Source organism: Pseudomonas sp. AU11447 (genome assembly GCF_001672555.2).
GTDB lineage: Bacteria > Pseudomonadota > Gammaproteobacteria > Pseudomonadales > Pseudomonadaceae > Pseudomonas > Pseudomonas nitroreducens.
Genome location: NZ_LZDG02000035.1, coordinates 77012 through 100845 on the forward strand (window position 1 = coordinate 77012; position 23834 = coordinate 100845).

The 23834-nt window shown below is 66.8% G+C and carries 22 protein-coding genes; 12 read left to right on the forward strand and 10 right to left on the reverse strand.

All coding sequences use genetic code 11. From position 1 onward, the window contains the following. Window positions 1–281: 281 nt before the first annotated feature. A complete protein-coding gene (locus tag A6723_RS11155) occupies window positions 282–1184 on the reverse strand; it encodes a LysR family transcriptional regulator (RefSeq protein WP_064979649.1) in 903 nt (300 codons plus the stop codon). Window positions 1185–1290: 106 nt separating this feature from the next. Between A6723_RS11155 and A6723_RS11160 the strand changes: the two genes are divergently transcribed. Both A6723_RS11160 and A6723_RS11165 read left to right on the forward strand, forming a co-directional pair. After that, window positions 1291–2361, forward strand: a complete 1071-nt coding sequence (locus A6723_RS11160; protein WP_024764345.1) for an AbrB family transcriptional regulator — start codon at window positions 1291–1293, stop codon at window positions 2359–2361. Window positions 2362–2554: 193 nt separating this feature from the next. After that, on the forward strand, window positions 2555–3799 hold the full coding sequence (locus tag A6723_RS11165) for an NAD(P)/FAD-dependent oxidoreductase (RefSeq protein WP_054910914.1): 1245 nt from the start codon (window positions 2555–2557) through the stop codon (window positions 3797–3799). A gap of 125 nt (window positions 3800–3924) precedes the next feature. Here A6723_RS11165 and A6723_RS11170 read toward each other — a convergent pair whose 3' ends face one another. Further along, window positions 3925–4479, reverse strand: a complete 555-nt coding sequence (locus A6723_RS11170; protein ID WP_082450908.1) for a TetR/AcrR family transcriptional regulator — start codon at window positions 4477–4479, stop codon at window positions 3925–3927. Window positions 4480–4567: 88 nt separating this feature from the next. Here A6723_RS11170 and A6723_RS11175 point away from each other — a divergent pair, with 88 nt between their 5' ends. Continuing rightward, window positions 4568–5764, forward strand: coding sequence for an MFS transporter (locus A6723_RS11175; RefSeq protein WP_054910916.1), 1197 nt, complete (start codon window positions 4568–4570; stop codon window positions 5762–5764). 1 nt (window position 5765) lies between these two features. On the opposite strand, the gene A6723_RS11180 is transcribed toward A6723_RS11175, so the two are convergent. Next, entirely contained in the window at window positions 5766–6560 is a 795-nt protein-coding gene (locus tag A6723_RS11180; protein ID WP_054910917.1) for a LysR family transcriptional regulator, read from the reverse strand. A 112-nt stretch (window positions 6561–6672) separates the two neighbouring features. Here A6723_RS11180 and A6723_RS11185 point away from each other — a divergent pair, with 112 nt between their 5' ends. After that, on the forward strand, window positions 6673–7398 hold the full coding sequence (locus A6723_RS11185; protein WP_024764350.1) for an SDR family oxidoreductase: 726 nt from the start codon (window positions 6673–6675) through the stop codon (window positions 7396–7398). Between the two features lie 168 nt (window positions 7399–7566). On the opposite strand, the gene A6723_RS11190 is transcribed toward A6723_RS11185, so the two are convergent. Continuing rightward, window positions 7567–8799: an NADH:flavin oxidoreductase/NADH oxidase family protein gene (locus A6723_RS11190; RefSeq protein WP_054910918.1), complete on the reverse strand. Its 1233-nt coding sequence runs from the start codon at window positions 8797–8799 to the stop codon at window positions 7567–7569. A gap of 92 nt (window positions 8800–8891) precedes the next feature. Between A6723_RS11190 and A6723_RS11195 the strand changes: the two genes are divergently transcribed. Continuing rightward, window positions 8892–9311, forward strand: a complete 420-nt coding sequence (locus A6723_RS11195; protein WP_054910919.1) for a MerR family transcriptional regulator — start codon at window positions 8892–8894, stop codon at window positions 9309–9311. 209 nt (window positions 9312–9520) lie between these two features. Here A6723_RS11195 and glcC read toward each other — a convergent pair whose 3' ends face one another. Continuing rightward, window positions 9521–10291: a transcriptional regulator GlcC gene (gene glcC, locus A6723_RS11200; RefSeq protein ID WP_054910920.1), complete on the reverse strand. Its 771-nt coding sequence runs from the start codon at window positions 10289–10291 to the stop codon at window positions 9521–9523. 228 nt (window positions 10292–10519) lie between these two features. Between glcC and glcD the strand changes: the two genes are divergently transcribed. The 5 genes from glcD to A6723_RS11225 all read left to right on the forward strand — a co-directional run bounded on the left by glcD (window position 10520) and on the right by A6723_RS11225 (window position 16649). Beyond that, window positions 10520–12019 (forward strand): glycolate oxidase subunit GlcD, encoded by a 1500-nt coding sequence (gene glcD, locus A6723_RS11205; protein WP_054910921.1) that lies wholly within the window; start codon window positions 10520–10522, stop codon window positions 12017–12019. Further along, window positions 12019–13059, forward strand: coding sequence for a glycolate oxidase subunit GlcE (gene glcE, locus A6723_RS11210; protein WP_054910922.1), 1041 nt, complete (start codon window positions 12019–12021; stop codon window positions 13057–13059). Before glcD ends, glcE begins: the two co-directional genes overlap by 1 nt. After that, a complete protein-coding gene (glcF, locus tag A6723_RS11215; RefSeq protein WP_054910923.1) occupies window positions 13059–14333 on the forward strand; it encodes a glycolate oxidase subunit GlcF in 1275 nt (424 codons plus the stop codon). The genes glcE and glcF overlap by 1 nt, the downstream gene beginning before the upstream one ends. Further along, complete coding sequence (locus A6723_RS11220; protein WP_054910924.1) at window positions 14312–14710, forward strand: heme-binding protein; 399 nt, start codon at window positions 14312–14314, stop codon at window positions 14708–14710. Before glcF ends, A6723_RS11220 begins: the two co-directional genes overlap by 22 nt. 253 nt (window positions 14711–14963) lie before the next feature. Continuing rightward, window positions 14964–16649 (forward strand): lactate permease LctP family transporter, encoded by a 1686-nt coding sequence (locus A6723_RS11225; RefSeq protein WP_054910925.1) that lies wholly within the window; start codon window positions 14964–14966, stop codon window positions 16647–16649. 260 nt (window positions 16650–16909) lie between these two features. On the opposite strand, the gene arfB is transcribed toward A6723_RS11225, so the two are convergent. After that, on the reverse strand, window positions 16910–17323 hold the full coding sequence (gene arfB / locus A6723_RS11230) for an alternative ribosome rescue aminoacyl-tRNA hydrolase ArfB (protein ID WP_054910926.1): 414 nt from the start codon (window positions 17321–17323) through the stop codon (window positions 16910–16912). Window positions 17324–17692: 369 nt separating this feature from the next. Here arfB and A6723_RS11235 point away from each other — a divergent pair, with 369 nt between their 5' ends. Then, window positions 17693–18487, forward strand: a complete 795-nt coding sequence (locus tag A6723_RS11235) for a nucleoside-binding protein (RefSeq protein ID WP_226046570.1) — start codon at window positions 17693–17695, stop codon at window positions 18485–18487. 170 nt (window positions 18488–18657) lie between these two features. On the opposite strand, the gene A6723_RS11240 is transcribed toward A6723_RS11235, so the two are convergent. From A6723_RS11240 to hppD, 4 genes are all read right to left on the reverse strand, one after another. Then, window positions 18658–19035: an MliC family protein gene (locus tag A6723_RS11240; protein WP_024764361.1), complete on the reverse strand. Its 378-nt coding sequence runs from the start codon at window positions 19033–19035 to the stop codon at window positions 18658–18660. Window positions 19036–19136: 101 nt separating this feature from the next. Further along, entirely contained in the window at window positions 19137–20552 is a 1416-nt protein-coding gene (locus tag A6723_RS11245; RefSeq protein WP_054910927.1) for an amino acid permease, read from the reverse strand. A 112-nt stretch (window positions 20553–20664) separates the two neighbouring features. After that, the gene (gene maiA / locus A6723_RS11250; RefSeq protein ID WP_054910928.1) at window positions 20665–21306 is read right to left on the reverse strand and encodes a maleylacetoacetate isomerase; all 642 of its coding nucleotides are present in this window, start codon (window positions 21304–21306) and stop codon (window positions 20665–20667) included. A 52-nt stretch (window positions 21307–21358) separates the two neighbouring features. Further along, window positions 21359–22441, reverse strand: coding sequence for a 4-hydroxyphenylpyruvate dioxygenase (hppD, locus tag A6723_RS11255; RefSeq protein WP_054910929.1), 1083 nt, complete (start codon window positions 22439–22441; stop codon window positions 21359–21361). Window positions 22442–22744: 303 nt separating this feature from the next. Here hppD and A6723_RS11260 point away from each other — a divergent pair, with 303 nt between their 5' ends. After that, window positions 22745–23512 (forward strand): helix-turn-helix domain-containing protein, encoded by a 768-nt coding sequence (locus A6723_RS11260; protein WP_054910930.1) that lies wholly within the window; start codon window positions 22745–22747, stop codon window positions 23510–23512. Window positions 23513–23834: the final 322 nt, after the last annotated feature.

Below are 23834 nucleotides of genomic sequence, written 5' to 3' on the forward strand. Positions count from 1 at the left end.
CGGGCCCGGTCTCTTGCAACTTCGCTAAGCGCGTCCCCCCAGCGGGGTAAGGCACATCACCTGGAACCGGTTATCCGCCAATAACTCGCGGCGGATAACGCCAGGGCGTTATTCGCCCTACGGGTTCCGTGCCCGCGCGCCGCTACAACGCCACWGCGAACCGTCCCGGATGCTTCCCCAGCAGCGTAGGGCGCATAACCTGGAACAGGTTATCCGCCGAAAACTCACGGCGGATAACGCCAGGGCGTTATTCGCGCTGCGGGCTCCATGCCCGCGCGCCATCAGAGCTCCGCTCCAAACCGCCCCGCATGTTCGCGCAGCATCCCCCGCAGCAACTGTGCCGCCGGCGACAGGTAGGCGCCCTCGCGCACGGCCAGCCCGATGGTCCGTGTCAGCGTGGTCTCGGCCAGCTGCACCTCGCGCAACTGGTCCATCCCGTGGCCACCCGCCAGCGCCTCGCGGGCGATGAAGCTGAGCAGGCGGGTGCGGGCGATCAGGTTGGGCAGCATGGGAATCGCGTTGGTCTCGATCTGCACCTGCGGCATTGGCAACTGGTGGGCCTGGAAGGTGGCGTCCATCCAGCGCCGCGACGACACCCCGGTCGCCGGCAGTACCCAGCGATAACGGCACAGGTCGGCCATGGCTACGGGTGCGTCGAAGATCGGATGGTCGCGGCTGGCGACTACCACCACCTGATCCTGCAGCAGCGGTTCGCTGCTCAGTTGCGGGTCGTCGACGATCCGCGAGCAGATCGCCATGTCCAGCCGCCCGCTGCGCAATGCTTCGCGCAGCACGTCGTCCTGGCCCAGCACCAGGCTCATGGTGACCTCCGGCGCACGGGCCAGCAGGTCCTCGGTGAGGCGCGGCAACAGGTACTCGGCCATGGTCGCCGCACAGCCCAGGCGGATATTGCCCACCACTCCACTGGCGAAATCGCGCACCTCGCGGCGAGTTTCCTCGATGTCCTGACGCAGTTGCCGGGCACGCTGGAGCATCAGTTCGCCGGCCGGCGTCAGGCGAATCCGTCGGCCATCGCGCTGGAACAGGCGCGCGCCAAGGGACTCCTCCAGGCGCTGGATGCTCTTGGTCAGCGCCGGCTGGCTGCGCCCCAGGCGCTCGGCGGCGCGCCCCAGGTGGCCGAGTTCGGCGATGGTTTCGAAGTAGGCGAGATCACGCAGGTCCATGGCGGCCAACCGATAAATTTCAGGAATGGATTCATGACTATTAGAAAATAGACTTGATCGATCCGGCTACCGATAATTCCTCCGTCTTCCCCGTCCGGAGCCGTCCGTGTCCAGTCGTCCCGCCCTCTTCGTCGCCCGTATCCCCGTCAGCCTGCAATGGCTGACCCTGGCGCTCGGGGCCGCAGGCGCCGGGCAACTGCTCACCTGGCTCGGCATCCCTGCCGCGCTGTTCCTCGGGCCCATGCTGGTGGCCATTGCCTTTGGTGTCAGCGGCGCGGAAATCCGCCTGCCGCGCAGCGCCTTCCGCCTCAGCCAGGGCTGCATCGGCCTGCTGGTCGCCCACGCCATGAGCTGGTCGGTGCTGCAGGCGATGGTTGCGTCCTGGCCATTGATGCTCAGCGCCACGGTGCTTACCGTGCTGCTGTCCGCTGCCGTCAGCTATGCCATGGTGCGCTTCGGCGGCATCCCCGGCAGCACGGCCGCCTGGGGCACCGCGCCGGGCGGCGCGGCGGCCATGGTGTCGATGGCCGAAGCCAACGGCGCCGACCCGCGCGTGGTCGCCACCATGCAGTACGTGCGGGTGGTCTGCGTGGTCATGGCCGGTGCGCTGGTCGGGCGCTTCCTCGGCATCGAAGGCGGCGGTTCAGTGGCGCACAGCACGCCGATCATCGACACCGCCACCCTGCCCGACCTGATCAACTGCCTGTTGCTGATCTTCGTCTGCACCACTGCCGGCGCGAAGCTGCCGGCCGGTCCGCTGCTGGTGCCGCTGGTGGCCGGAGCGGTTCTTCAGCTCACCGGCGTGCTGCACATCACCCTGCCGCACTGGTTACTGGCCAGCGCCTACGGCGTGATCGGCTGCTACATCGGCCTGCGCTTCGACCGCGAAAGCCTTGCCTACGTCGGCCGCCACCTGCCGGCCATGCTGGTCAGCGCGCTGGCGCTGATCGCCAGCTGCGCACTGTTCGCCTGGGCGCTGGCGGCCATCACCGGGATGGACTTCCTCTCCCTCTACCTCGCCACCAGCCCCGGCGGCCTGGATGCCATGGCGATCATCGCGGTGGACACCCACTCCGACGTCGGCCTGGTCCTGGCGATGCAGACGCTGCGGCTGTTCGTGGTGCTGTTCACCGGGGTTTCCGTCGCCCGCACGGTGATCCGCCTGAGCCGCGCCTGAGGCCAGGTCTGGACCTGAACCTGTAGGAGCGAGGGGGGCGCCTAGCTCTTGCTCGCGAACAGGGTCAACCGGCAGCTCCAAGGCTGGGCGGTTCGCGAGCAAGCTCGCTCCTACACAATGCCCCCACCCGTGGCCTTGTGCCGGCGAACCCACCCCCGCTAAGGTCGTCGCTCCTTCACCGAGCGAGCCCGCCATGGATAGCCTTCGCCACCGCCCCACCGCCTTCCACGTCACCCACTGGAGCGACGACCCGTTCAGCCGCGGCGCCTACAGCACCCTGCTGCCCGGCGGCACGCCGGAGCATCGGCGCCGGCTGGGTGAGGTCCTGGGCAGCAAGCTGGTACTGGCCGGCGAAGCCTGCAACCCAAGCGCCCCCGCCATGACCCACGGTGCCTGGGACGATGGCCTGCGCGCCGCTGAAGCCGCCATCGAAAGTGGCGCCCGCCGGGTGCTGGTGATCGGCGCGGGCTTCGCTGGTCTCGCCGCAGCGCGCCGCCTGCGGGAGGCCGCTATCGAGTGCGTGGTGCTGGAAGCCCGTGGTCGTCTCGGCGGCCGTGTGCACAGTATTTCGCTCGGCTCGATAAAGGCAGACGAAGGCGCCGCCTGGTTGCAGCAGTTCGACGACAACGCACTCGCCGCGCACGCACAGCAACTGGGCCTGCCGTTGCAGGCAACCGATTTCAGCCACCCCCTGGCCGCTGCGGCCGACGGCCCGCTGCCGAACATCGATGCCGCCTGGGAAGCCCTGCGCGCCGGGATCGACCGCCATCTGCCGCTGGCGGAAGGCGTCGCGCGCTACCTGCAGGATCGCGACGAAGAAACCCGTCGCGCCACCCGCTTCGCCCTGGACGCCAACCTGATCCTGGAAGCCTGTCTGCCGCTGGAGTCGCTGTCGGTGGATACGCTGGACGAAGAAGGCGTCGGCGCCGGCGACCGCTTCCTGCCGCAAGGCTATTCACAGCTGGTCGCGCACCTCGCCCAAGGGCTGGATATCCGCCTGAACCAGCCAGTGGCAGACATCGACTGGTCGGGCGCAAAAGTGCGGGCAGGCGACGAAAGCTGGGACTTCTGCATCTGTACCGTGCCCATCGGCGTGCTGCGCGATATCCACTTCAATCCGCCTTTGCCACCCGTGCAGCAGGATGCGCTGGCGCACCTGGGGATGGGTCGGCTGGAAAAGGTCGTGCTGCAATTCGAGGAACGCTGGTGGCCGGTGTCGCCGTCGGGATATCTGCGCTGGTACGACACGCCCGCCAGCTTCGGTGAATGGCTCGATCTTACCGACGCAGTGGGCACGCCCACGATCGCCGGGTTGATCGCCGCAGATGCACTGGAGCGCGTATTCGCGGGGCGCAGCGATGACGAGATTGCCCTCGCGGCCTGCAGAACTCTGCAGGCGTGGACGAATGCCATTCGAAACGCCGGCGCTCCGAGTTGAAACGTAGGATGGGTGGAGCCTAGGCGATACCCATGCTGTCGGTGCCAGGATCGATGGGTATCGCTGCGCTCCACGCCATCCTACGAATGCGCCAATGGCAGGCAGGAAGCCTGTCCACGAATCCGCTACACCCCGTCCAGCGTCAGATCGACCAACCGCTCGACATAGCCCGTATCCAGCTCCTCGCCGGAAAACAGGATGCGGTACACCAGCGGCGCCATCAGCCGGTCGACGATGCGGTCGACCTCCGGCAGCTTCTCGCCGCGCCCCTTGGCCCGCAGCAGGATGATGTCGAACTGGCCGCAGGCAATCGCCATGCAGCGCCCGGAGCAGCCGCCGCCAGCGGCCAGCAGGTCGAGCACTACCGCGCGGCCGGGCACCGAGGCGGTCTCCTCCATGTACTGCTCGCCCCAGGCCAGCAGGTCGCCGCGCAGGCTGCCGGTATCGGCCGGCTCGGCATCCGGGCGGATGCGCTCCAGCGCGACATCGCCGAGCAACTCGCTGAGGTCGCCCCAGCGCCGGTAGATGGTCGAGGGCGTGACACCGGCGCGCGCCGCGATCAGCGGCACGGTCAGTTCCGCGCGGTCGCGCTCTTCCAGCAACTCCTGGACAGCCTTGTGCACCGACGCCTGCACCCGCGCGCTGCGGCCGCCTGGACGAACACCCTGATTAATTGCCATAAGCACCTTAACGCAAAGAATTTGCTTTTATCCGAAAACGGGTCCAGCATCTCGCAAAAGCAAAATCTTAGCCTTTGCGAGCTGAATCATGGCACAGACCTTACCCAAAAGCGCGCCCGGCTTTTTCCCGGCCCTGCTGCTGACCGCGATCCTCATGGCCTTCCTCGCCGCCGCTGCCGCGCCCACGCCGCTCTATGCGCTGTACCGCGAGTCCTGGCAGTTCTCCCCTGCCCTGCTGACGCTGGCGTTCAGCATCTACGCCGGCGGGCTGATGCTGGCGCTGCTGGTATTCGGTTCGCTGTCGGACTACCTCGGCCGCCGCCCACTGATCCGTGCGGCGCTGATCATCGAGTTGCTGGCGATGAGCGTGTTCCTCTACGCCAACTCGGTGGAACTGCTGATCGCCGCGCGCCTGCTGCAAGGCTTCGCCACCGGCATCGCGACCGCTGTACTGGGCGCCGCCATGCTCGACATCGACCGTGAGCGCGGCCCGTTGATCAACAGCGTCGCGCCCATGCTCGGCATGGCGCTGGGCGCACTGGGCAGCAGCGCACTGGTTCAGTTCGGCGGCGACCCGCTGCACCGCGTCTATGTCTGGCTGCTGGCGGTATTCGCGCTGGCCCTGGTGCTGTTGCGCTGGCTGCCGGAAAGCGTCAGCAGGCAGCCCGGTGCGCTGGCCTCGCTGAAGCCGCGCATTCGCATTCCCCCGCAGGCGCGCCGGGCGTTCTGGAGCGTGGCGCCGCTGAACGCCAGCCTCTGGGCGCTGGGCGGTTTCTACCTATCGCTGGGCCCGACCCTGGCGCGCCAGGTGACCGGTCTGCAGGTTCCGATGATCGGCGGTGGGCTGGTCTCGCTGCTGTGTTTCTGCGGCGCCGTGGCGATCTTCGCGCTGCGCAACCGGCCGGCAGCGGTCATCCTGCGCCGCGGCGGGCTGGCCCTGATCATCGGCCTGCTGATCACCCTGCTCGGCGTGGATTCCTCCAACCTCTGGCTGTTCTTCCTCGGTACCGCGGTGGCGGGCCTTGGCTTTGGCGGCGCCTTCCTCGGCGCATTGCGCTCGGTGGTGCCGCTGGCCCACGCCCACGAGCGCGGTGCACTGATGGCGAGCTTCTACGTGCTCAGCTACCTGGCTTTCAGCGTGCCGGCGATCCTCGCCGGGCTGGCGATCCAGCGTTATGGCCTGGTCGCCACCACCAACGGCTACGCCAGCCTGCAGATTCTCGCGGCGTCGCTGGTCCTGCTGCTGTCCTTGCGCGCACCCGCCGCGCAGAAGGCGCCGGCCTGAATCAGGCCGCCTCACGGGCGCGCAGGAAGTCGTAGAGCGCGCGCACCGCCGGCTGCTCCAGCGCCTGGGCGGCGTGGCAAAGGCCGATGCGGCGCACGGGTAGCGGCAGGTTCAAGGTTCCGCTGCGCACGGCCGGAGCGCCGCCCAGCAACGAGGCCGGAAGGATAGCCGCGCCCAGGCCGGCACTGACCAGCCGCAGGGCAAGATTCAGGGTGCTGGCCTGCGCGACCACCGGTGCGCTGCCGTAGGCAGTCATCAAACGCTGGTGCGATGGGTGCGACGGACAGGTGATCCACGCGTCGACTGGCATACTCTCGGCGCCGGGCGGCAGCACCAATACGTACGGATCGTCCCACACCGGAACGAACAGTTCGTCCTCGCAACAGAACTCCTCCGCTGCCAGCCGCGCCTCGCCCACACAGCCTTCTTCCAGGTGCAGTTGCAGGTTGGGGATCGCTTGCCGGGCCAGGCCGACGAAGCGCTCGATCTGCTCGGCGCTGATGTCCCCTTCCACGCCCAGGTGCAGCGGCTGCCGCTCCGACGACTGGCGGAACAGCTTGCGCAAACCCTCCGCCTCGGCCAGCAGGGCACGGGCTCGCGGGTACAGGGTGCGCGCCGCTTCGCTGACATCCACACCGCGCGGTTGGCGCACGAACAGCTCGGTGCCCAGGCTCTCCTCCAGCTGGCGCACGGTGGCGGACAGCGTGGGTTGGCTGACGAACAGGCGCTGCGCGGCGGCGGTGATGTTGCGCTCTTCGAAGACCGCGACGAAGGCGGCAAGCTGTCGAATATCCATAGGAAATCCCGATACCAGGCACAGGAATAAGCCATTTTTCAGGCAGCAATGCGCTAAATATACTTCACTGCATCGTCCAGGCATCCAGATTTTCGATTGCAGGAGAACCACCATGAGCAAGCCCCTGATCATCGTCACCGGCGCCAGTTCCGGCATCGGCGAAGCCACCGCCCGCCTCTTTTCCCAGCAAGGTCACCCGCTGCTGCTGCTCGCCCGGCGCATCGAGCGCCTGGAAGCCCTCAAGCTGCCGAACGCGCTGTGCCGTGCTGTCGATGTGACTGACCGCGAAGCCCTGCTGGCCGCCGTCGAGGAAGCCGAGAAGCGTTTCGGCCCGGCTGACGCGCTGGTGAACAACGCTGGCGTGATGCTGCTGGGCAACATGGTCGAGCAGGATCCGGCCGAGTGGGAGCGCATGCTCGACGTCAACGTGAAGGGCCTGCTCAACGGCGTGCACGCCGTACTCAAGGGCATGGTCGAGCGCAACCAGGGCAGCGTGATCAATGTCAGCTCGGTGGCCGGGCGCAAGACCTTCCCCAACCACGTCGCCTATGTCGGCACCAAGTTCGCCGTGCACGCGATCTCCGAGAACCTGCGCGAGGAAGTCGCGGCGCACAACGTCCGCGTGGTGACCATCGCTCCCGGCGCGGTGGAAACCGAGTTGCTCAGCCACACCACCGACGAGGCGATCAAGAGCGGCTATCAGGACTGGAAACGCGAGATGGGCGGCAAGGTGCTCAGTGCCGAGGACGTGGCCAACGCCATCGGCTACGCCTACAACCAGCCGCAGGGCGTGTGCATCCGCGAGATCGTGCTGGCGGCGACACGGCAGCAGGCTTGATCGGCCTGGCCCGAGGGTTCTTGCAAGAGCGCATGCGCGCCCCCCTCCCGGAAGAACACCACCGTAGGATGGGTGGAGCCTAGGCGATACCCATGCTGCCAATGCGGCAGGAGTCGATGGGTATCGCTTCGCTCCACGCCATCCTACGAAGGCGTCAGCCAGTGAAGATCATCCCGCCTGCCTAGCCGCCCAGCGGCGGTACTGCTTGGCCCGGCGCAGCGTGCGCCACTGCTCCATCACCAGCGTGCGCCACGGCGAAGCCTGCGGGTTGGGCGCACGGTGGGCGCCGATGCGGTGCAGCTGCAACTTGACCAGCGCCATGTAGGCCAGCGCCGCCAGCGGCTTGGAGCGCCAGCGGATCGGCGGCAGTTGCGGCTGGGTCTGGCTGCCACGCTGCCAGTGCAGTACCAGTTGCGGCTCCAGGGCCAGGGCGGTGCCGATGCCGACCATGTCCAGCCCGCTGTCCAGCACCTGTTCCGCCACCGGCAGGCGCCGAATACCGCCGGTGACCATCAGCGGCATGCGCGCCGCCTCGCGCATCTCACGGGCGAATTCGAGGAAGTACGCCTCGCGCGCCAGGGTCCGGCCGTCACGGGCGTCACCCTGCATGGCCGGCGCCTCGTAGCTGCCGCCGGACAGCTCGACCAGGTCGACCTTCTCGTCGTTCAGCCACTCGATCACCTGGCGCGCGTCGCTGGCGTCGAAGCCGCCGCGCTGGAAGTCGGCCGAGTTGATCTTCACTCCCACGCAGAACTCCGGCGACACTGCGGCGCGCACCGCACGCACGACCTCCAGCAACAGCCGCGCACGGTTTTCCAGCGAACCGCCCCAGCGATCCTGGCGCTTGTTCGCCAGCGGCGAGAGGAATTGGCTGAGCAGGTAGCCGTGGGCGGCGTGGATCTGCACGCCGGTGAAGCCGGCCTGCTCGGACAACTGCGCGGCGCGGACGAAACGACGGATCACCTCGGCGATATCGGCCTCGGTCATCTCGCGGGCGACGGCGAACAGCTTGGAGAACTTGCCCATCTCCAGCGGCACCACCGACGGCGCGATGGCGCCCTGGCCGAGGTTGGTCTGCACCTGGCGACCAGGATGGTTCAGCTGCAACCAGAACTGCGCACCACGGGAACGGCCGATGCGCGCCCATTCGCGGAAGCGCTCCAGCTGCCGGTCGTTTTCCAGCACCACGCCGCCGGGGCCGGTCATGGCGCGGCCGTCGATCATCACGTTGCCGCTGAGGATCAGGCCGACGCCGCCGTCCGCCCAGGCCTGGTAAAGGCGCAGCAAGGCAGCCGAAGGCGCCTGGTCGGCGTCGGCCATGTTCTCTTCCATGGCGGCCTTGGCGATACGGTTGGGGACTTCGCCGCCGTTGGGCAGGCGCAGGGGCTGGAAGGGCGACATGGCTAGGCTCCGAGGTTGTCCTGATGGGTTGTGACGGCAGCGAGGTTAAGTTTAAAGTTTACTTCAAGGTCAAGCCCCTTTCGGAGCCCAGCATGAAAATCGGTGAACTGGCCAGCCTCAGCGGCCTCGCCCCCTCGCGCATCCGCTTCTACGAAGCCAGCGGGCTGATCGCCCCGGCCCGCCGCCTGGCCAACGGCTACCGCGAGTACCCGGCAGAAACCCTCGACCTGCTGGAAATCATCCGCAGCGCCCAGCAGACCGGTTTCACCCTGGAGGAAATCCGCAACCTGCTGCCGCACTCCAACCCCATCGAGAACGGCCACGGCGAACTGGTCGCCGGCCTGCGCCGCAAGGTCGCGGAGATCGAGGCGATGGAGCGGCAACTGCAGCAGAACCGTTTGCGCCTGCTGGAAGTGATCGAGGGTATCGAGAACAAGCCCGAAGGCATGGGTTGCGCAGCGAATGCCGAACGCATGCTGGCGGAGATGCGCGAGCGCAAGGCACGGCGCTGACACGGCCCCTGTAGGAGCGAGCTTGCTCGCGAACCGCTTCGCGCCGGAGCTGCCTGGAACACCGTTCGCGAGCAAGCTCGCTCCTACAAAAAGACTCCGCGCCAGTATGTAGGGCGCATAACCTGGAACAGGTTATCCGCCGCCAGTCCCGAAACGGCGGATAACGCTGGCGCGTTACTCGCCCTACGGTTGCGTCTCACGCTCCCCAGTTATTTCCAACCCTCCAGCCGCAAGGTCGCCCGCACCAGCCGCTGTTCTTCCTGCTCGATCTCCCGCAGGTTGTCGCGCACGCCGTGGATATGCTCGCGGGCAGCGCGCTGGGCCTGTTCCGGCTGGCGCTCGACGATGGCGCGATACAGCCGCGCATGCTGGCGATCGATCTGGCGCTTCTGCGGCGGGCGGTTGTAGAGGTTGTTCACCGAGGCGAAGACGGTGCTGAGCATCAGCTCGTTGAGCGACTGCAGCGTATGCACCAGCACCGGGTTGTGCGAGGCCTCGCTGATCGCCTGGTGGAAGGCGTGGTCGCGCCGGGCGTGTTCGCGCGGGTCCAGCGGTTGCGGCTCATCGAAAGCCGCATGCATCTCCTCGAAGCGCCGGCCGATCAGCAACAGGTCGACCTCCGTGGCGCGCAGGGCGGCCAGCCGGGCGGACTCGCCTTCCAGCAACGCGCGCACTTCCAGCAGGTCGTAGAGCGTACGCGGCTGCGAGCGGAACAGGTGCAGCAGCGGCGAGACATCCTCGGCGCCGGTCAGGTCGGCAACGAACGATCCCCGCCCCTGCTCGGTATCGACGATGCCGCGCCCGCGCAACGCTCGCAGCCCCTCGCGCAACGCCGAGCGCGAACAGCCGAGCTTCTCCACCAGGCGCCGTTCCGACGGCAACGCCTGGCCGACCTTGAGCACGCCATCGACGATCAGGCGCTCGATCTTTTCCGCCACCTGGTCGGCGACGCGCTGCTTGCCCTGCTGGATGCTGGTCATCGAATGGCTCCACAACTGGTAGGACCAGCAGGTAACCACCTGCCTCGTGCCCAACAACCCTAGCCGCCACGGCCGGGCCTTTCCAGCGCAGCGGCACGCAACAACTGGTCCGACCAGTGTGAAAGCCGATGGACGCCCGCGAAGCGGCGGCCGCATGTTCACGGCGCTGTGGCTCATGAAGCCCGCCTGACGGGCTCGTCCAATAACAAGATCAGAGCACCGTGGCCCATGAATATCCTCTACGACGAGCGCGTCGACGGCGCGCTGCCTGCCGTCGACAAGTCCGCCCTGCTCGCCGAGCTGCGCGCGACACTGCCCGACCTCGAACTGCTGCACAACGCCGAAGACTTGAAGCCCTACGAGTGCGACGGCCTCTCCGCCTACCGCACGGTGCCGATGCTGGTGGCGCTGCCCGAGCGCATCGAGCAGGTGCAGGCGCTGCTCAAGCTCTGCCACGCGCGCCAGGTACCGGTGGTGGCGCGTGGCGCGGGCACGGGCCTGTCCGGCGGTGCGCTGCCGCTGGAGAAAGGCATCCTGCTGGTGATGGCGCGCTTCAACCGCATTCTCGAAGTGAACACCGCCGGCCGCTTCGCCCGCGTGCAACCCGGCGTGCGCAACCTGGCGATCTCCCAGGCCGCCGCGCCGCACGGGCTTTACTACGCCCCCGATCCGTCGTCGCAGATCGCCTGTTCCATCGGCGGCAACGTCGCCGAGAACGCCGGCGGTGTGCATTGCCTCAAGTACGGCCTGACCGTGCACAACCTACTGAAGGTGGACATCCTCACCGTCGAGGGCGAGCACCTGACGTTGGGCAGCGACGCCCTCGACAGCCCCGGCTTCGACCTGCTGGCGCTGTTCACCGGCTCCGAAGGCATGCTTGGCATCGTCACCGAGGTCACCGTCAAGCTGCTGCCCCGGCCGCAGGTGGCGCGGGTGCTGCTGGCCAGTTTCGATTCGGTGGAAAAGGCCGGCCGCGCGGTGGCCGACATCATCGCCGCCGGCATCATCCCCGGCGGGCTGGAGATGATGGACAACCTGTCGATTCGCGCTGCCGAAGACTTCATCCACGCCGGCTACCCGGTGGACGCGGCGGCCATCCTGCTGTGCGAACTGGACGGCGTGGAGGCTGACGTACAGGACGACTGCCAGCGCGTCGACGGCGTGTTGCGCGCGGCCGGCGCCACCGATGTGCGGCTGGCCTGCGACGAGGCCGAGCGCGTGCGCTTCTGGGCTGGGCGCAAGAACGCCTTCCCCGCGGTGGGGCGCATCTCCCCGGACTACTACTGCATGGACGGCACCATCCCGCGCCGCGAGCTGCCGCGCGTGCTGCACGGCATCGCCGAGTTGTCGAAGGAATTCGGCCTGCGCGTGGCCAACGTATTCCATGCCGGCGACGGCAACATGCACCCGCTGATCCTCTTCGACGCCAACGTGCCCGGCGAGCTGGAGCGCGCCGAAGCCATCGGCGGCAAGATACTCGAACTCTGCGTGGCGGTGGGCGGCAGCATCACCGGCGAACACGGCGTGGGGCGCGAGAAGATCAACCAGATGTGCGCGCAGTTCAACAGCGACGAACTGACCCTGTTCCATGCGGTGAAGGCGGCCTTCGACCCGGACCGCCTGCTCAACCCCGGCAAGAACATCCCGACCCTGCACCGCTGCGCCGAATTCGGCGCCATGCACGTGCACCACGGCCAGTTGCCCTTCCCCGACCTGGAGCGTTTCTGATGGCCGATGCCAGTGCCGACCTGCTCGAACAGGTGAACCAAGCGCTCCACGCTCGAACGCCGCTGCGTCTTCGCGGCGGTGACAGCAAGGCCTTCCTCGGCCGCCCGGTGAACGGCGTGGAGCTGGATACCCGCGCCCATTGCGGCATCGTCAGCTACGACCCGACCGAGCTGGTGCTCACCGCCCGCGCCGGCACGCCGCTGGCGGAGATCGAAGCGGCGCTGGAGGCCGCCGGGCAGATGCTTCCCTGCGAGCCACCAGACTTTTCCACAGCAACCTTCGGCGGCATGGTCGCGGCCGGGATATCCGGCCCGCGCCGGCCCTGGTCGGGCTCGGTGCGCGACTACGTGCTGGGCACACGGGTGATCACCGGGCACGGCAAGCTGCTGCGCTTTGGCGGCGAGGTAATGAAGAACGTCGCCGGCTATGACCTCTCCCGCTTGCTCGCCGGCAGTTTCGGCTGCCTGGGGCTGATCACCGAAGTGTCGATGAAGGTGCTGCCCAAACCCCGGATGTGCGCCAGCCTGCGCCTGCAAATGGACATTCACCAGGCGCTGGGAGAACTGGCGGAATGGGGCGCGCAACCGATCCCGATCACCGCCGCCTGCTACGACGGAACGGCGCTGCATTTACGCCTGGAGGGCGGCGAAGGCTCCGTGTGTTCCGCACGCCTGCGCCTGGGTGGCGAGGAGATCGGCAGCGATTACTGGCAGGACTTGCGCGAGCAGCGCCTCGGCTTCTTCACCGGCCCCGGCACGCTGTGGCGGCTGTCACTGCCCAACGCGACCCCGGCGATAGCCCTGCCGGGTGAACAACTGATCGACTGGGGCGGCGCGCAACGCTGGCTGAAGTCCGACGCGGACGCCGAGCTGATCCGCCACAGCGTCGCCGAGTTCGGCGGCCACGCCACTCGCTACGCGCCGGGTGACGATGCATTCCATCCGCTACCTGCCGCCCTGCTGCGCTATCACCGCAGCCTCAAGCAGCAGCTGGACCCGCAAGGCATCTTCAACCCCGGCCGGATGTACAGGGAGCTCTGATGCAAACCAACCTGAGCGAACAGGCCAGGCATCTGCCGCGCGCCGAGGAAGCCGAGCGCATCCTGCGCTCCTGCGTGCACTGCGGCTTCTGCACCGCCACCTGCCCGACCTACCAGTTGCTGGGCGACGAACTGGACGGCCCGCGCGGCCGCATCTACCTGATCAAGCAGGTGCTCGAAGGCCACAAGCCCAGCGCCAGCACCCGCGAACATCTGGACCGCTGCCTGAGCTGCCGCAATTGCGAAAGCACCTGCCCTTCCGGCGTGGACTACCACAACCTGCTGGACATCGGCCGCGCGGTGGTCGAGGAGCAGGTGCCGCGAACCTTCGGCGAGCGCGCGATGCGTCGCGGCCTGCGCGCCGTGGTGCCGAATGCCGCTCTGTTCGGCGCGCTGGCCAAGGCCGGGCGGGCCTTCTACCCACTGCTTCCGGAGAGCCTGCAAAGCAAACTGCCGCGCCATCCACACCCGCCCGTGGAACGCCCGAAACCACACCACACCCGGCGCATGCTGATGCTCGAGGGCTGCGTGCAACCGACACTTTCCCCCAACACCAATGCCGCCACCGCGCGGGTGCTGGATCGTCTGGGCATCAGCGTGATCCCGGCGGCGGACGCCGGTTGCTGCGGCGCCGTGGACTATCACCTGAACGCCCAGGAAGACGGGCTGGACCGCGCCCGGCGCAACATCGACGCCTGGTGGCCTTCCATCGAAGCCGGCGCCGAGGCCATCGTGCAGACCGCCAGCGGCTGTGGTGCCTTCGTCCGCGATTACGGTCACCTGCTGGAACGCGACGCCGCCTACGCCGCCAAGGCAAAGCGGATCAGCGAGCTGTCCCGCGACCTCTCCGAAGTGCTGCGCGACGAGCCGCTGGAAGAACTCCACCTGCAGGGCGATCGCCGCCTGGCCTTCCACTGCCCCTGCACGCTGCAGCACGCGCTGAAGCTGGGCGGCGCGGTGGAAAGCGTGCTCACGCGCCTGGGCTTCAGCCTTACCGGCGTACCGGACAGCCACCTGTGCTGCGGCTCCGCCGGCACCTATTCGCTGACCCAGCCGGCGCTGTCCAGGCGGCTGCGCGACAACCGGATGCAGGCACTGGAAAGCGGCAACCCGGAGGTCATCGTCACCGCCAATATCGGCTGCCAGACACACCTGGGCGGCGCGGGACGCACACCGGTTCGGCACTGGATCGAACTGGTGGAGGAAGCGCTGGCCGACGCGCCGCAACCCCACTCTCAAGGCGAGGTGCAAGCATGCTCAACAAAGCCGTTCTGACCCAGCAGGAGGTCGGCCGCATCCTCACCGCAGCCCGCGATGAGGCGCAGCGCAATCACTGGGCGGTGTCCATCGTGGTAGTGGACGACGGCGGCCACCCGCTGGCCCTGGAACGCCTCGACGGCTGTGCCCCGGCCAGTGCCTACATCGCCACCGAAAAGGCCCGCAGCGCGGCGCTGGGCCGGCGCGAAACCAAGGGCTACGAGGACATGGTCAACAACGGCCGCGTGGCCTTCGTCAGTGCGCCGCTGATCACTTCGCTGGAAGGCGGCGTGCCGGTCGTCGTCGAAGGCCAGGTGATCGGCGCGGTCGGCGTCTCCGGCGTGAAAGCCGGGGAAGATGAGCAGGTTGCCAGCGCAGGCGTGGCGGCGCTGTGATGGCGCCCACGCGACTCCGGCGACAGGTGCCCGGCGGCCGGGTTGCGGTCGCCGTCGGCTTCGAGCGAGCCGGCGGCGACGCCCGCGAAAGCGTGCCTGCAGCGTTATTCAAAAGCCCCGTTACGCGCCGCGTGCCGGGGCTTTTTCCATGGGCGCCGGCACATCGCCGGCCGCCGTCCAACGCACCACCGACGAAAGTTATCCAACGCTGACGCTTTGCCGTGTGCATCCACAACAACAAGGGACAATCCCCATGCAAACCTGGCAACAGCTCTACACCCCGCTCGGCAGCCTCGGGCTGTCGGCACTGGCGGCCCTCGTGCCGATCATCTTCTTCTTCCTCGCGCTGGCGGTGTTCCGCCTGAAGGGGCATGTCGCCGGCGCGATCACCCTGGTGCTGTCATTGCTGGTCGCGGTATTCGTCTACCACATGCCGGTGGACAAGGCCCTGGCGTCGGCGGTCTACGGCTTCTTCTACGGGCTCTGGCCAATCGCCTGGATCATCGTCGCGGCGGTGTTCCTCTACAAGCTGACGGTGAAGAGCGGGCAGTTCGAGATCATCCGCAGCTCGGTGCTGTCGATCACCACCGACCAGCGTTTGCAGGTGGTGCTGATCGGCTTCTCCTTCGGCGCGTTTCTCGAAGGTGCGGCGGGCTTCGGCGCACCAGTGGCGATCACCGCGGCGCTGCTGGTCGGCCTGGGCTTCAACCCGCTGTATGCGGCAGGGCTGTGCCTGATCGCCAACACCGCGCCGGTAGCCTTCGGTGCGCTGGGCATCCCGATCATCGTCGCCGGGCAGGTGTCGGGGGTGGATGCCTTCAAGATCGGCGCCATGGCCGGGCGGCAGTTACCGATCCTGTCGGTGATCGTGCCGTTCTGGCTGGTGGCGATGATGGACGGCTGGCGCGGCATTCGCGAAACCTGGCCGGCGCTGCTGGTGGCCGGCGGCACCTTCGCGGTCAGCCAGTTCCTCACCTCCAACTTCATCGGCCCGGAACTGCCGGACATCACCTCCGCGCTGCTGAGCATGGTCTGCCTGACGCTGTTCCTGCGGGTGTGGCAGCCGGTAAACCTGCGCGAAACGGAGTTCTCCAGCATCAATGCCGACGGCAGCGCGACACTGGGCAACTTCGGCGGCGGCCCGCGCCAGGAGTTGCAGTACAGCCTGGGGCAGATCATCAAGGCCTGGTCGCCGTTCCTGATCCTGACGGTGCTGGTGACGATCTGGACCATGAAGCCGTTCAAGGCGCTGTTCCTGCCCGGCGGCGCGCTGGAGAGCTGGGTGGCGGTGATTGCTGTGCCCTACCTCGACCAGTTGGTGCTCAAGGCCGCCCCTATCGTCGCCAACCCGACACCCATGCCGGCGATCTACAAGTTCGACCTGGTGTCGGCCAGCGGCACGGCGATCTTCATTTCGGCACTGATTTCGATGGCCATCCTGCGCATCGACTTCAAGAGCGGCGCGGTGACCTTCCGCGATACGCTGCTGGAGCTGAAATGGCCGGTGCTGACCATCGGCATGGTGCTGGCCTTCGCGTTCGTCACCAACTACTCGGGCATGTCCACCACGCTGGCGCTGGTGCTGGCCGGAACCGGCGCAGCCTTCCCGTTCTTCTCGCCGTTCCTCGGCTGGCTGGGGGTGTTCCTCACCGGGTCGGACACGTCATCCAATGCCCTGTTCGGCTCGCTGCAGGCGACTACCGCGCACCAGATCGGCGTTAGCGACACGCTGCTGGTAGCGGCCAACACCACCGGCGGAGTCACCGGCAAGATGATCTCGCCACAGTCCATCGCCGTGGCCTGCGCAGCCACCGGGATGGTCGGCCGGGAGTCGGACCTGTTCCGCTTCACGGTCAAGCACAGCCTGATCTTCGCGGCGTTCATCGGCTTGATCACCCTGGCGCAGGCGTATGTGTTCACGGGGATGCTGGTGCACTGAGTCGCCGCCGGAGATTTGCGTAGGGCGCATAACGCGCCAGCGTTATCCGCCGTGCGGGGCTGGGTATCTGCAGAAGCGAGGGGGACGCCATCGTTATTGCTCGCGAACCGATTTCGCAGCGGGCCCTGGTTCGCGAGCAAGCTCGCTCCTACGAAGGCCAAGAGCCCCTCTCCCTAACCCTCTCCCTTCGGAGCGGGGCGCGCAGCCAGGGCTGGGGAGAGGGAATCGCCCGGGCACCAATGTCCAACCGAACCAACGGGTCAGTAATCCACCTTCCCTCGCCCCGCCTTGATGTTGCCCCGCTTGCTCTTACTCTCCAGCCGGCGCGTCTTCGAGCCCAGCGTCGGCTTGGTCGGGCGGCGCTTCTTCTCCACTTTCGTGGCGCTGCGGATCAGCTCCGCCAGGCGGTTGAGCGCGTCCTCGCGATTCTGTTCCTGGGTCCGGAACTGCTGCGCCTTGATCACCACCACGCCGTCGCTGGTGATGCGCTGGTCGCTGAGCGCGAGCAGGCGTTCCTTGTAGAACTCCGGCAGGGACGAGGCGCGCACATCGAAGCGCAGGTGCACCGCGCTGGACACTTTGTTGACGTTCTGCCCGCCGGCGCCCTGGGCGCGGATGGCAGTCAGCTCGATCTCCGCGTCGGGGATCTGCACGGTGTTGGAAATCTGCAGCATGGGAAGCATTCAAAGTGGAAATGAACATCAGGATACCGCGCAGCGCCGCTGGTGTCCCGAAGCCATCTAGCCCGCCGTGGAGCGCCCGTTCCTGACTTCCGCGTCAATTTTTGTATACTAATTTGTGTACAAGTTTTTCTTGCAATGTCATCAATTCACCATTAGAACCCAGCCTGTCACCGACCGCAGTTCCTCCTGCGGGACGCCGGCCCCCAAGCCACAAAAACAAGAAAAACACAGAGGTGCAGCATGGTTTCATCCGCGACGACGGCCGTTGGCGCCGCCCGCCCCCAACCGCGATCCAGCCGCCGCCTGAGCAACGGTCGCCGGTTCGCCCTCGGTACCGCGCTGGTCCTCGCCCCGCTGGGCATGGCGCAGGCCGAAGACGATCGCTTCTTCGAGTGGACCAGCAACACGCTGGGCTTCCGCTACGGCAAGGGATTCACCAACCCGAACAACCCGCACGACATCAGCAAGCGCATCTTCAGCTTCAGCCACGCCGATGGTTACCGCTACGGCAGCAACTTCTTCCACCTCGACGTGCTGCAGTCCGACAGCGATGATCCGCGCAAGGGCACCGACCACGGCAGCAGTGAGGTCTACGGGGTATTCCGCAGCCAGCTGTTCGCCTCGCGGGTGTTCGACCTGCCGCAGGGCAAGGGCCTGGTGAAGGACCACGCCTTCACCTTCGGCTTCGACGCCAGCCGCAACAACAACCTCGGCTCGGCGAAGAAGCGCGCGCTGGTGTTCGGCCCGACTATCAAGTTCAACGGCCCCGGCGTGCTGGACCTCTCGCTGTTCTACTACCGCGAGAAGAACCACTCCGGCATCCCCAACGCGAAACACCCGGACCACACCTTCGACACCACCTACATGCTCAACCTGACCTGGCTGCGGCCATTCCAGCTGGGTGATCACGGTGCGAAGTTCCAGGGCTTCCTGAACTACACCGGGGAGAAGGGCGAGGACTACAACGACAACGACACCGCGCCGGAAACGCTGGTCCGTACCTCGCTGATGTTCGCCACCCTGCCCGGCACCAAGCGCCAGCCGAACCTGTGGCTGGGCGTGGGCTACGAGTACTGGCACAACAAGTTCGGCGTGGATGGCGGGCGTGGCACCCGTACCTCGACGCCGACGGTGAACCTGGAATTCACCTTCTAGAGTCGGAAGTGGCTGTGGTTCGCGAGCAAGCTCGCTCCTACAGAAAGCAATACCGGACGCGAGCCGGACCCTGTAGGAGCGAGCTTGCTCGCGAACCCGCCTGACTCTGCCCCCATCATGAAAAAGCCCGGCCAATGCCGGGCTTTTTCGTCAGCGCAGTACAGGAAGCATCAACGCTCCTTGCAGGCCACGCCATCGGCGGGCTCGCCGCCTTTCCAATCCTTGTACAGGGTCGCGTCTTCGCCCTTGGTCCACCAGACGTACTGCCCGGCGGCATAGCGCGCGCCGGAGGCAGAGATGACATTGGCGAAGACCAGGCTGGAGGCGTCCGTCACCGGCACCACGGCCAGGCTGTTGTCGCCCTTGTTCAGGTACTGCACGCTGATCTTGCGGCCGTCCTCGCACTTGTACGAGACGCTGCGCGAATCCAGCTTGGCGTCGCCGGGCAGGACCAGCGCGTCGACCTGGGGTGCTTTCTTCTCTTCACCGCCGCAAGCGACGAGGATGACCGGCACGGCCGCCGCGAGCAGCCAAAGTGCTTTTTTCATGAGTATCCCTCTGACGAAAAATGGCCCGGTCACTCTAGGAAGGATCGGGCCGCGCGGTCAATCGCGCGCGGCTCGACCCAACGTAGGATCAGGCCGCCAGGTCAGTCAGCCAGCGCCGCGCTGGCGCTGCTGCGCGCAGCCGGCTGGCGCTTGAGGCGATAGCAACCGTACATCACCAGCAACCACACCGGGATCGCGTAGACCGAGACCTGGATGCCCGGCGTGAGCAGCATGACGCCGAGGATGAACACCACGAAGCCGAGGCATAGCCAGTTGGCCGCTGGATAAGCCACCGCGCGGAAGGCGGTGCGCTTGCCCTCGGCATCCATGTGCGCGCGGAACTTCAGGTGCGCCAGGCTGATCATCGCCCAGTTGATCACCAGCGCGGCGACCACCAGGGACATCAGCAGCTCCAGCGCGCGGGCCGGCACCAGGTAGTTCACCAGCACGGCGAGGAAGGTCACCGCCGCGGAGACCATCAGCGAGCGCACCGGCACGCCACGGGTGTCCACCTTGGCCAGCGCGCGCGGGGCATCGCCCTGCTCCGCCAGGCCCACCAGCATGCGGCCGTTGCAGTAGGTGCCGCTGTTGTAGACCGACAGCGCGGCAGTGAGCACCACGAAGTTGAGAACGTGCGCCGCGGTGCCGCTGCCGATCATCGAGAAGATCTGCACGAAGGGGCTGCCGCTGTAGGAGTCGCCGGAGGCGTTGAGGGTCTGCAGCAGGCTGTCCCACGGGGTCAGCGAGAGCAGCACGGTGAGCGCGCCGATGTAGAAGATCAGGATGCGGTAGATCACCTGGTTGATCGCCTTGGGGATCACCTTTTTCGGCTGGTCGGCCTCGGCGGCGGTGAAGCCGAGCATCTCCAGCCCGCCGAAGGAGAACATGATGATCGCCATGGCCATCACCAGCCCGCTGATGCCATTGGGGAAGAAGCCGCCGTGGGCCCACAGGTTGCTCACGGTTGCCTGCTCGCCCCCGGTGCCGCTGGCCAGCAGGTAGCAGCCCAGGGCGATCATGCCGACGATGGCGGCGACCTTGATGATGGCGAACCAGAACTCCGCCTCGCCGAAGGCCTTCACGTTGAACAGGTTGATCGCGTTGACCACCACGAAGAAGACTGCCGCCGTGGCCCAGGTCGGCACGTCCGGCCACCAGTAGTGGATGTACTTGCCCACCGCGGTGAGCTCCGACATGCCCACCAGGATGTACAGCACCCAGCAGTTCCAGCCCGAGAGGAAGCCGGCAAAACCGCCCCAGTACTTGTGTGCGAAGTGGCTGAAGGAGCCGGCCACGGGCTCCTCGACGATCATTTCGCCGAGCTGGCGCATGATCAGGAAGGCAATGAAGCCGGCGATGGCATAACCGAGGATCATCGACGGCCCGGCAGACTTGAGCACCCCGGCCGAGCCGAGGAACAGCCCGGTACCGATGGCGCCGCCGAGGGCGATCAGCTGGATATGGCGATTCTTCAGGCCGCGCTGGAGCTGGCCTGCGTGTTGAGTTTCACGCGTCATGCGTCACCTGTTGTTTTTATCTGTGACGGGATTCGGCCGCCCGGCTTGTGGCCAGACGGTGCGGGCAAGGCAAGGCTAAAGAGCGGTGGAGCGGGCAGGCTGGTTTACAGGGTTACTGGGCGTCGGGCTGCACCTCCGGAGCGGCCTGCTGAAAGGCCTCGAGGAGCTCGCAGCGCGCGGCGATGGCGAGCAGGCGCGGGCAGCCGGAGAGGTCGCAGTCAAAGCGACGGGCGTTGTACAGCTGGGGAATCAGGCAAGCCTCGAAGTAGCCGGGGCGCTCGCCGAGGGATAGCGGGCCGCTCCAGCTGGAAACGCCCTCCTCTACCGCATGCAGGCCGGTTTCGACCCAGTGGCGAATCCATGCCGTCTTCGCCTCGTCCGCCACCGCCAGCGGGCCGCTGAGGTACTGCAGCACACGCAGGTTGTTCAGCGGGTGAATGTCGCAGGCGATATGCAGGGACAGTGCGCGAACCTGCGCACGCTGCAGCGCATCGCGCGGCAGCAGGCCGGGTTGCGGATGGGTTTCGTCGAGGTATTCGAGGATGGCCAGGGACTGGGCAATGCGTGCATCGCCGTCCACCAGCAGCGGCAGCAGTTCCTGGGGATTGAGCGCCTTGTAGTCGGCGGCGTGCTGCTGGCCGCCGTCCTTCACCAGGTGCACCGGCACCTGGCGGTAGGCCAGGCCCTTGAGGCCGAGCGCGATGCGCACACGGTAGGCGGCGCTGGAGCGCCAGTAGGAGTACAGGGTGAGCATGGCGTTTCTCCGAAGGTGGCCACGCTACGCGCGCGGCCACCCTGCTAGCGATTTACTGATCGGAGATCACGCCACGGCGAATCTGGTCTTCCTCGATGGATTCGAACAGGGCCTTGAAGTTGCCCTCGCCGAAGCCCTGGTTGCCCTTGCGCTGGATGATCTCGAAGAAGATCGGGCCGATCACCGTGTTGGTGAAGATCTGCAGCAGGATGCCGTCGTCACCCGGTGCGCCGTCGATCAGGATGCTCAGCTCGCGCAGGTCCTTCAGCGATTCGCCGTGGCCGGCGACGCGGGTGTCGACCTTCTCGTAGTAGGTGTCCGGAGTGGTCATGAAGTCCACGCCGTTGGCGCGCAGCTGGCGCACGGTTTCGTAGATGTTCTCGGTGGTCAGGGCGATGTGCTGGATGCCTTCGCCGTGGTACTCGCGGATGAATTCCTCGATCTGCGACTTGTCGTCGGCCGACTCGTTGATCGGGATGCGGATCTTGCCGCAGGGCGCGGTCATGGCGCGGGACAGCAGGCCGGTGAGCTTGCCTTCGATGTCGAAGTAGCGGATCTCGCGGAAGTTGGCGATGCGCTCGTAGAAGCCGGACCAGACGTCCATCTGGCCGCGCTTGACGTTGTGGGTCAGGTGGTCGATGCACAGCAGGCCGACGGCGTTGTCGGTGGCGCTGCGGCCTTCGATGAACTCGAAGTCGACGTCATAGATGCTCTTGTCGCCATAACGGTCGACGAGATACAGCAGCGAACCGCCAATGCCTTCGACGCAGGGGATGTTCAGCTCGCCGAAGTTGGCGTGGCTGCCCACCAGCTTGGCGCCCTGGGATTCGACGTAGGCGGCGGCCTGGGCGGCATTCTTCACCCGGAAGGCCATGGCGCAGGCGCTCGGCCCGTGCTTCCTGGCGAACTCGTGGACGTGGCCGGTGGGGCTGCCGTTGAGCACGATGTTGATGTCGTTCTGCTGGAACAGGAAGACTTCCTTGGAACGGTGCTTGGCGGTCTCGGTGAAGCCCATGCCGGTGAACAGCTGGCGCAGTTGCTCGATGCCCTGGGCGTCGGGGGCGGTGAATTCGACGAACTCGAAGCCGTCGGTGCCGATGGGGTTGTGTTGCTCGATCTTGGTCACGGCGTTCATCCGGCCTCCTCGTTGTCGTTATCGGCTGGTTCGGCGCAGGGGCCGCCCAGGCGTTTGGAATACCTTCATCACAACCGCCGCGGAGCTTTGGAACAAGCCACCGGCGGGGCGTTACCGGGGCCACGGGAGCCACGGCGCGGCAAGAAATCCTTACGTCGCCCAAAGCCCCGTGCGGCATGCCGCCGCACCGTAAAGAATTCGTGACAAGGTGGTGCGCCGGCGTGCCAGTGCGAGTGCCGCGTACTCGTCAGGCCGTCGCGTGGCGGCTACCATGCGGCCCATCTCCCCTGCCCGAATCGTCCCATGGCCCGCGCCGCTCCCCCCGATTTCGACGCCACGCCCGCTCCACTGCGCGCCCTCGCCCGCAGCTATCCGCGCGGCCTGCACATCGAGCCGCACTCCCATGACTGGGGGCAGGTGCTCTATGCGATGTCCGGCGTGATGTGGCTGGAGACGCCCTCCGAAGCGCTGCTGGTGCCGCCCAATCGCGCCGTCTGGCTACCGCCCCAGGTGCTTCATGGCATCCGCGTGGTCAGCGAGCTGCAGATGCGCAACATCTACCTGCGGCCGGGCACGGCGGATTCGCTGGGCGAGCAGGTGCAGGCGTTCGAGGTCGGCGGGCTGCTGCGCGAGCTGATCGTCACACTGGTGCAGCACGAGCGCGAGCCGGACACCGACTACTACCAGGCGCTGTCGCAACTGGCGGTGCTGGAGCTGCAACGCGCCCGCAGCCTGCTGCTGCGCGTGCCGCTGCCGGAGGATTCCGACCGCCGCCTGCTGAACCTGTGCCTGGCGGTGATGGCCGAGCCGAGCCAGGAGATTTCCTTCGAGCAGCACGCCGCCGACGCCGGCGCCAGCGTGCGCACCCTCGCCCGCCTGTTTCAGCGCAGCCTGGGCATGGGCTTCGCCCAGTGGCGCCGGCAGGTGCAGCTGGCCACGGCGGTGGCGCAGCTCAACGAAGGCCTCGCGGTGAGCCAGATCGCCCATGGGCTGGGGTATCAGCCGGGGAGCTTCAGCGAGATGTTCCGCCGCGAACTGGGCGTGGCGCCGTCGGAGTATTGCGCCCGATAGGCCGGGCCTTTCGTAGGAGCGAGCTTGCTCACGAACGGCATTGCACCGTGCCTTGCGGGTTCGCGAGCAAGCTCGCTCCTACAGGAAAAGCGTGCATCACGCTCTGGTTCTGGTTCTGGCTTCTAGAAGACTTCCAGAGAAACATCCAAGCGCTCCGGAATGCCCCGTTCAGGAGGCCTCGTTGAATTGGAGTTTCAGGGGTTGAGCGACATGGATGTCGCGAGAGCGGCGATGGGCCAGGGATGGCCCKTCGYSGCGTGCCCCTGAAACTTCAATTCAACGAGGGTATTTTTCGCCCCAAGCGAAAAACCGGATGTCCGGG

What these genes read in the sequence shown, in the direction of transcription:
- A6723_RS11170 (WP_082450908.1), bottom strand. Translation starts at nt 4,479, where the DNA reads ATGGCAATTAATCAGGGTGTTCGTCCAGGCGGCCGCAGCGCGCGGGTG.
- maiA (WP_054910928.1), bottom strand. Translation starts at nt 21,306, where the DNA reads ATGCTCACCCTGTACTCCTACTGGCGCTCCAGCGCCGCCTACCGTGTG.
- A6723_RS11260 (WP_054910930.1), top strand. Translation starts at nt 22,745, where the DNA reads ATGGCCCGCGCCGCTCCCCCCGATTTCGACGCCACGCCCGCTCCACTG.
- A6723_RS11225 (WP_054910925.1), top strand. Translation starts at nt 14,964, where the DNA reads ATGCAAACCTGGCAACAGCTCTACACCCCGCTCGGCAGCCTCGGGCTG.
- A6723_RS11220 (WP_054910924.1), top strand. Translation starts at nt 14,312, where the DNA reads ATGCTCAACAAAGCCGTTCTGACCCAGCAGGAGGTCGGCCGCATCCTC.
- A6723_RS11235 (WP_226046570.1), top strand. Translation starts at nt 17,693, where the DNA reads ATGGCGCAGGCCGAAGACGATCGCTTCTTCGAGTGGACCAGCAACACG.
- A6723_RS11175 (WP_054910916.1), top strand. Translation starts at nt 4,568, where the DNA reads ATGGCACAGACCTTACCCAAAAGCGCGCCCGGCTTTTTCCCGGCCCTG.
- A6723_RS11180 (WP_054910917.1), bottom strand. Translation starts at nt 6,560, where the DNA reads ATGGATATTCGACAGCTTGCCGCCTTCGTCGCGGTCTTCGAAGAGCGC.
- glcC (WP_054910920.1), bottom strand. Translation starts at nt 10,291, where the DNA reads ATGACCAGCATCCAGCAGGGCAAGCAGCGCGTCGCCGACCAGGTGGCG.
- A6723_RS11155 (WP_064979649.1), bottom strand. Translation starts at nt 1,184, where the DNA reads ATGGACCTGCGTGATCTCGCCTACTTCGAAACCATCGCCGAACTCGGC.
- A6723_RS11195 (WP_054910919.1), top strand. Translation starts at nt 8,892, where the DNA reads ATGAAAATCGGTGAACTGGCCAGCCTCAGCGGCCTCGCCCCCTCGCGC.
- A6723_RS11165 (WP_054910914.1), top strand. Translation starts at nt 2,555, where the DNA reads ATGGATAGCCTTCGCCACCGCCCCACCGCCTTCCACGTCACCCACTGG.
- A6723_RS11185 (WP_024764350.1), top strand. Translation starts at nt 6,673, where the DNA reads ATGAGCAAGCCCCTGATCATCGTCACCGGCGCCAGTTCCGGCATCGGC.
- A6723_RS11190 (WP_054910918.1), bottom strand. Translation starts at nt 8,799, where the DNA reads ATGTCGCCCTTCCAGCCCCTGCGCCTGCCCAACGGCGGCGAAGTCCCC.
- glcF (WP_054910923.1), top strand. Translation starts at nt 13,059, where the DNA reads ATGCAAACCAACCTGAGCGAACAGGCCAGGCATCTGCCGCGCGCCGAG.
- hppD (WP_054910929.1), bottom strand. Translation starts at nt 22,441, where the DNA reads ATGAACGCCGTGACCAAGATCGAGCAACACAACCCCATCGGCACCGAC.
- A6723_RS11245 (WP_054910927.1), bottom strand. Translation starts at nt 20,552, where the DNA reads ATGACGCGTGAAACTCAACACGCAGGCCAGCTCCAGCGCGGCCTGAAG.
- glcE (WP_054910922.1), top strand. Translation starts at nt 12,019, where the DNA reads ATGGCCGATGCCAGTGCCGACCTGCTCGAACAGGTGAACCAAGCGCTC.
- glcD (WP_054910921.1), top strand. Translation starts at nt 10,520, where the DNA reads ATGAATATCCTCTACGACGAGCGCGTCGACGGCGCGCTGCCTGCCGTC.
- arfB (WP_054910926.1), bottom strand. Translation starts at nt 17,323, where the DNA reads ATGCTGCAGATTTCCAACACCGTGCAGATCCCCGACGCGGAGATCGAG.
- A6723_RS11240 (WP_024764361.1), bottom strand. Translation starts at nt 19,035, where the DNA reads ATGAAAAAAGCACTTTGGCTGCTCGCGGCGGCCGTGCCGGTCATCCTC.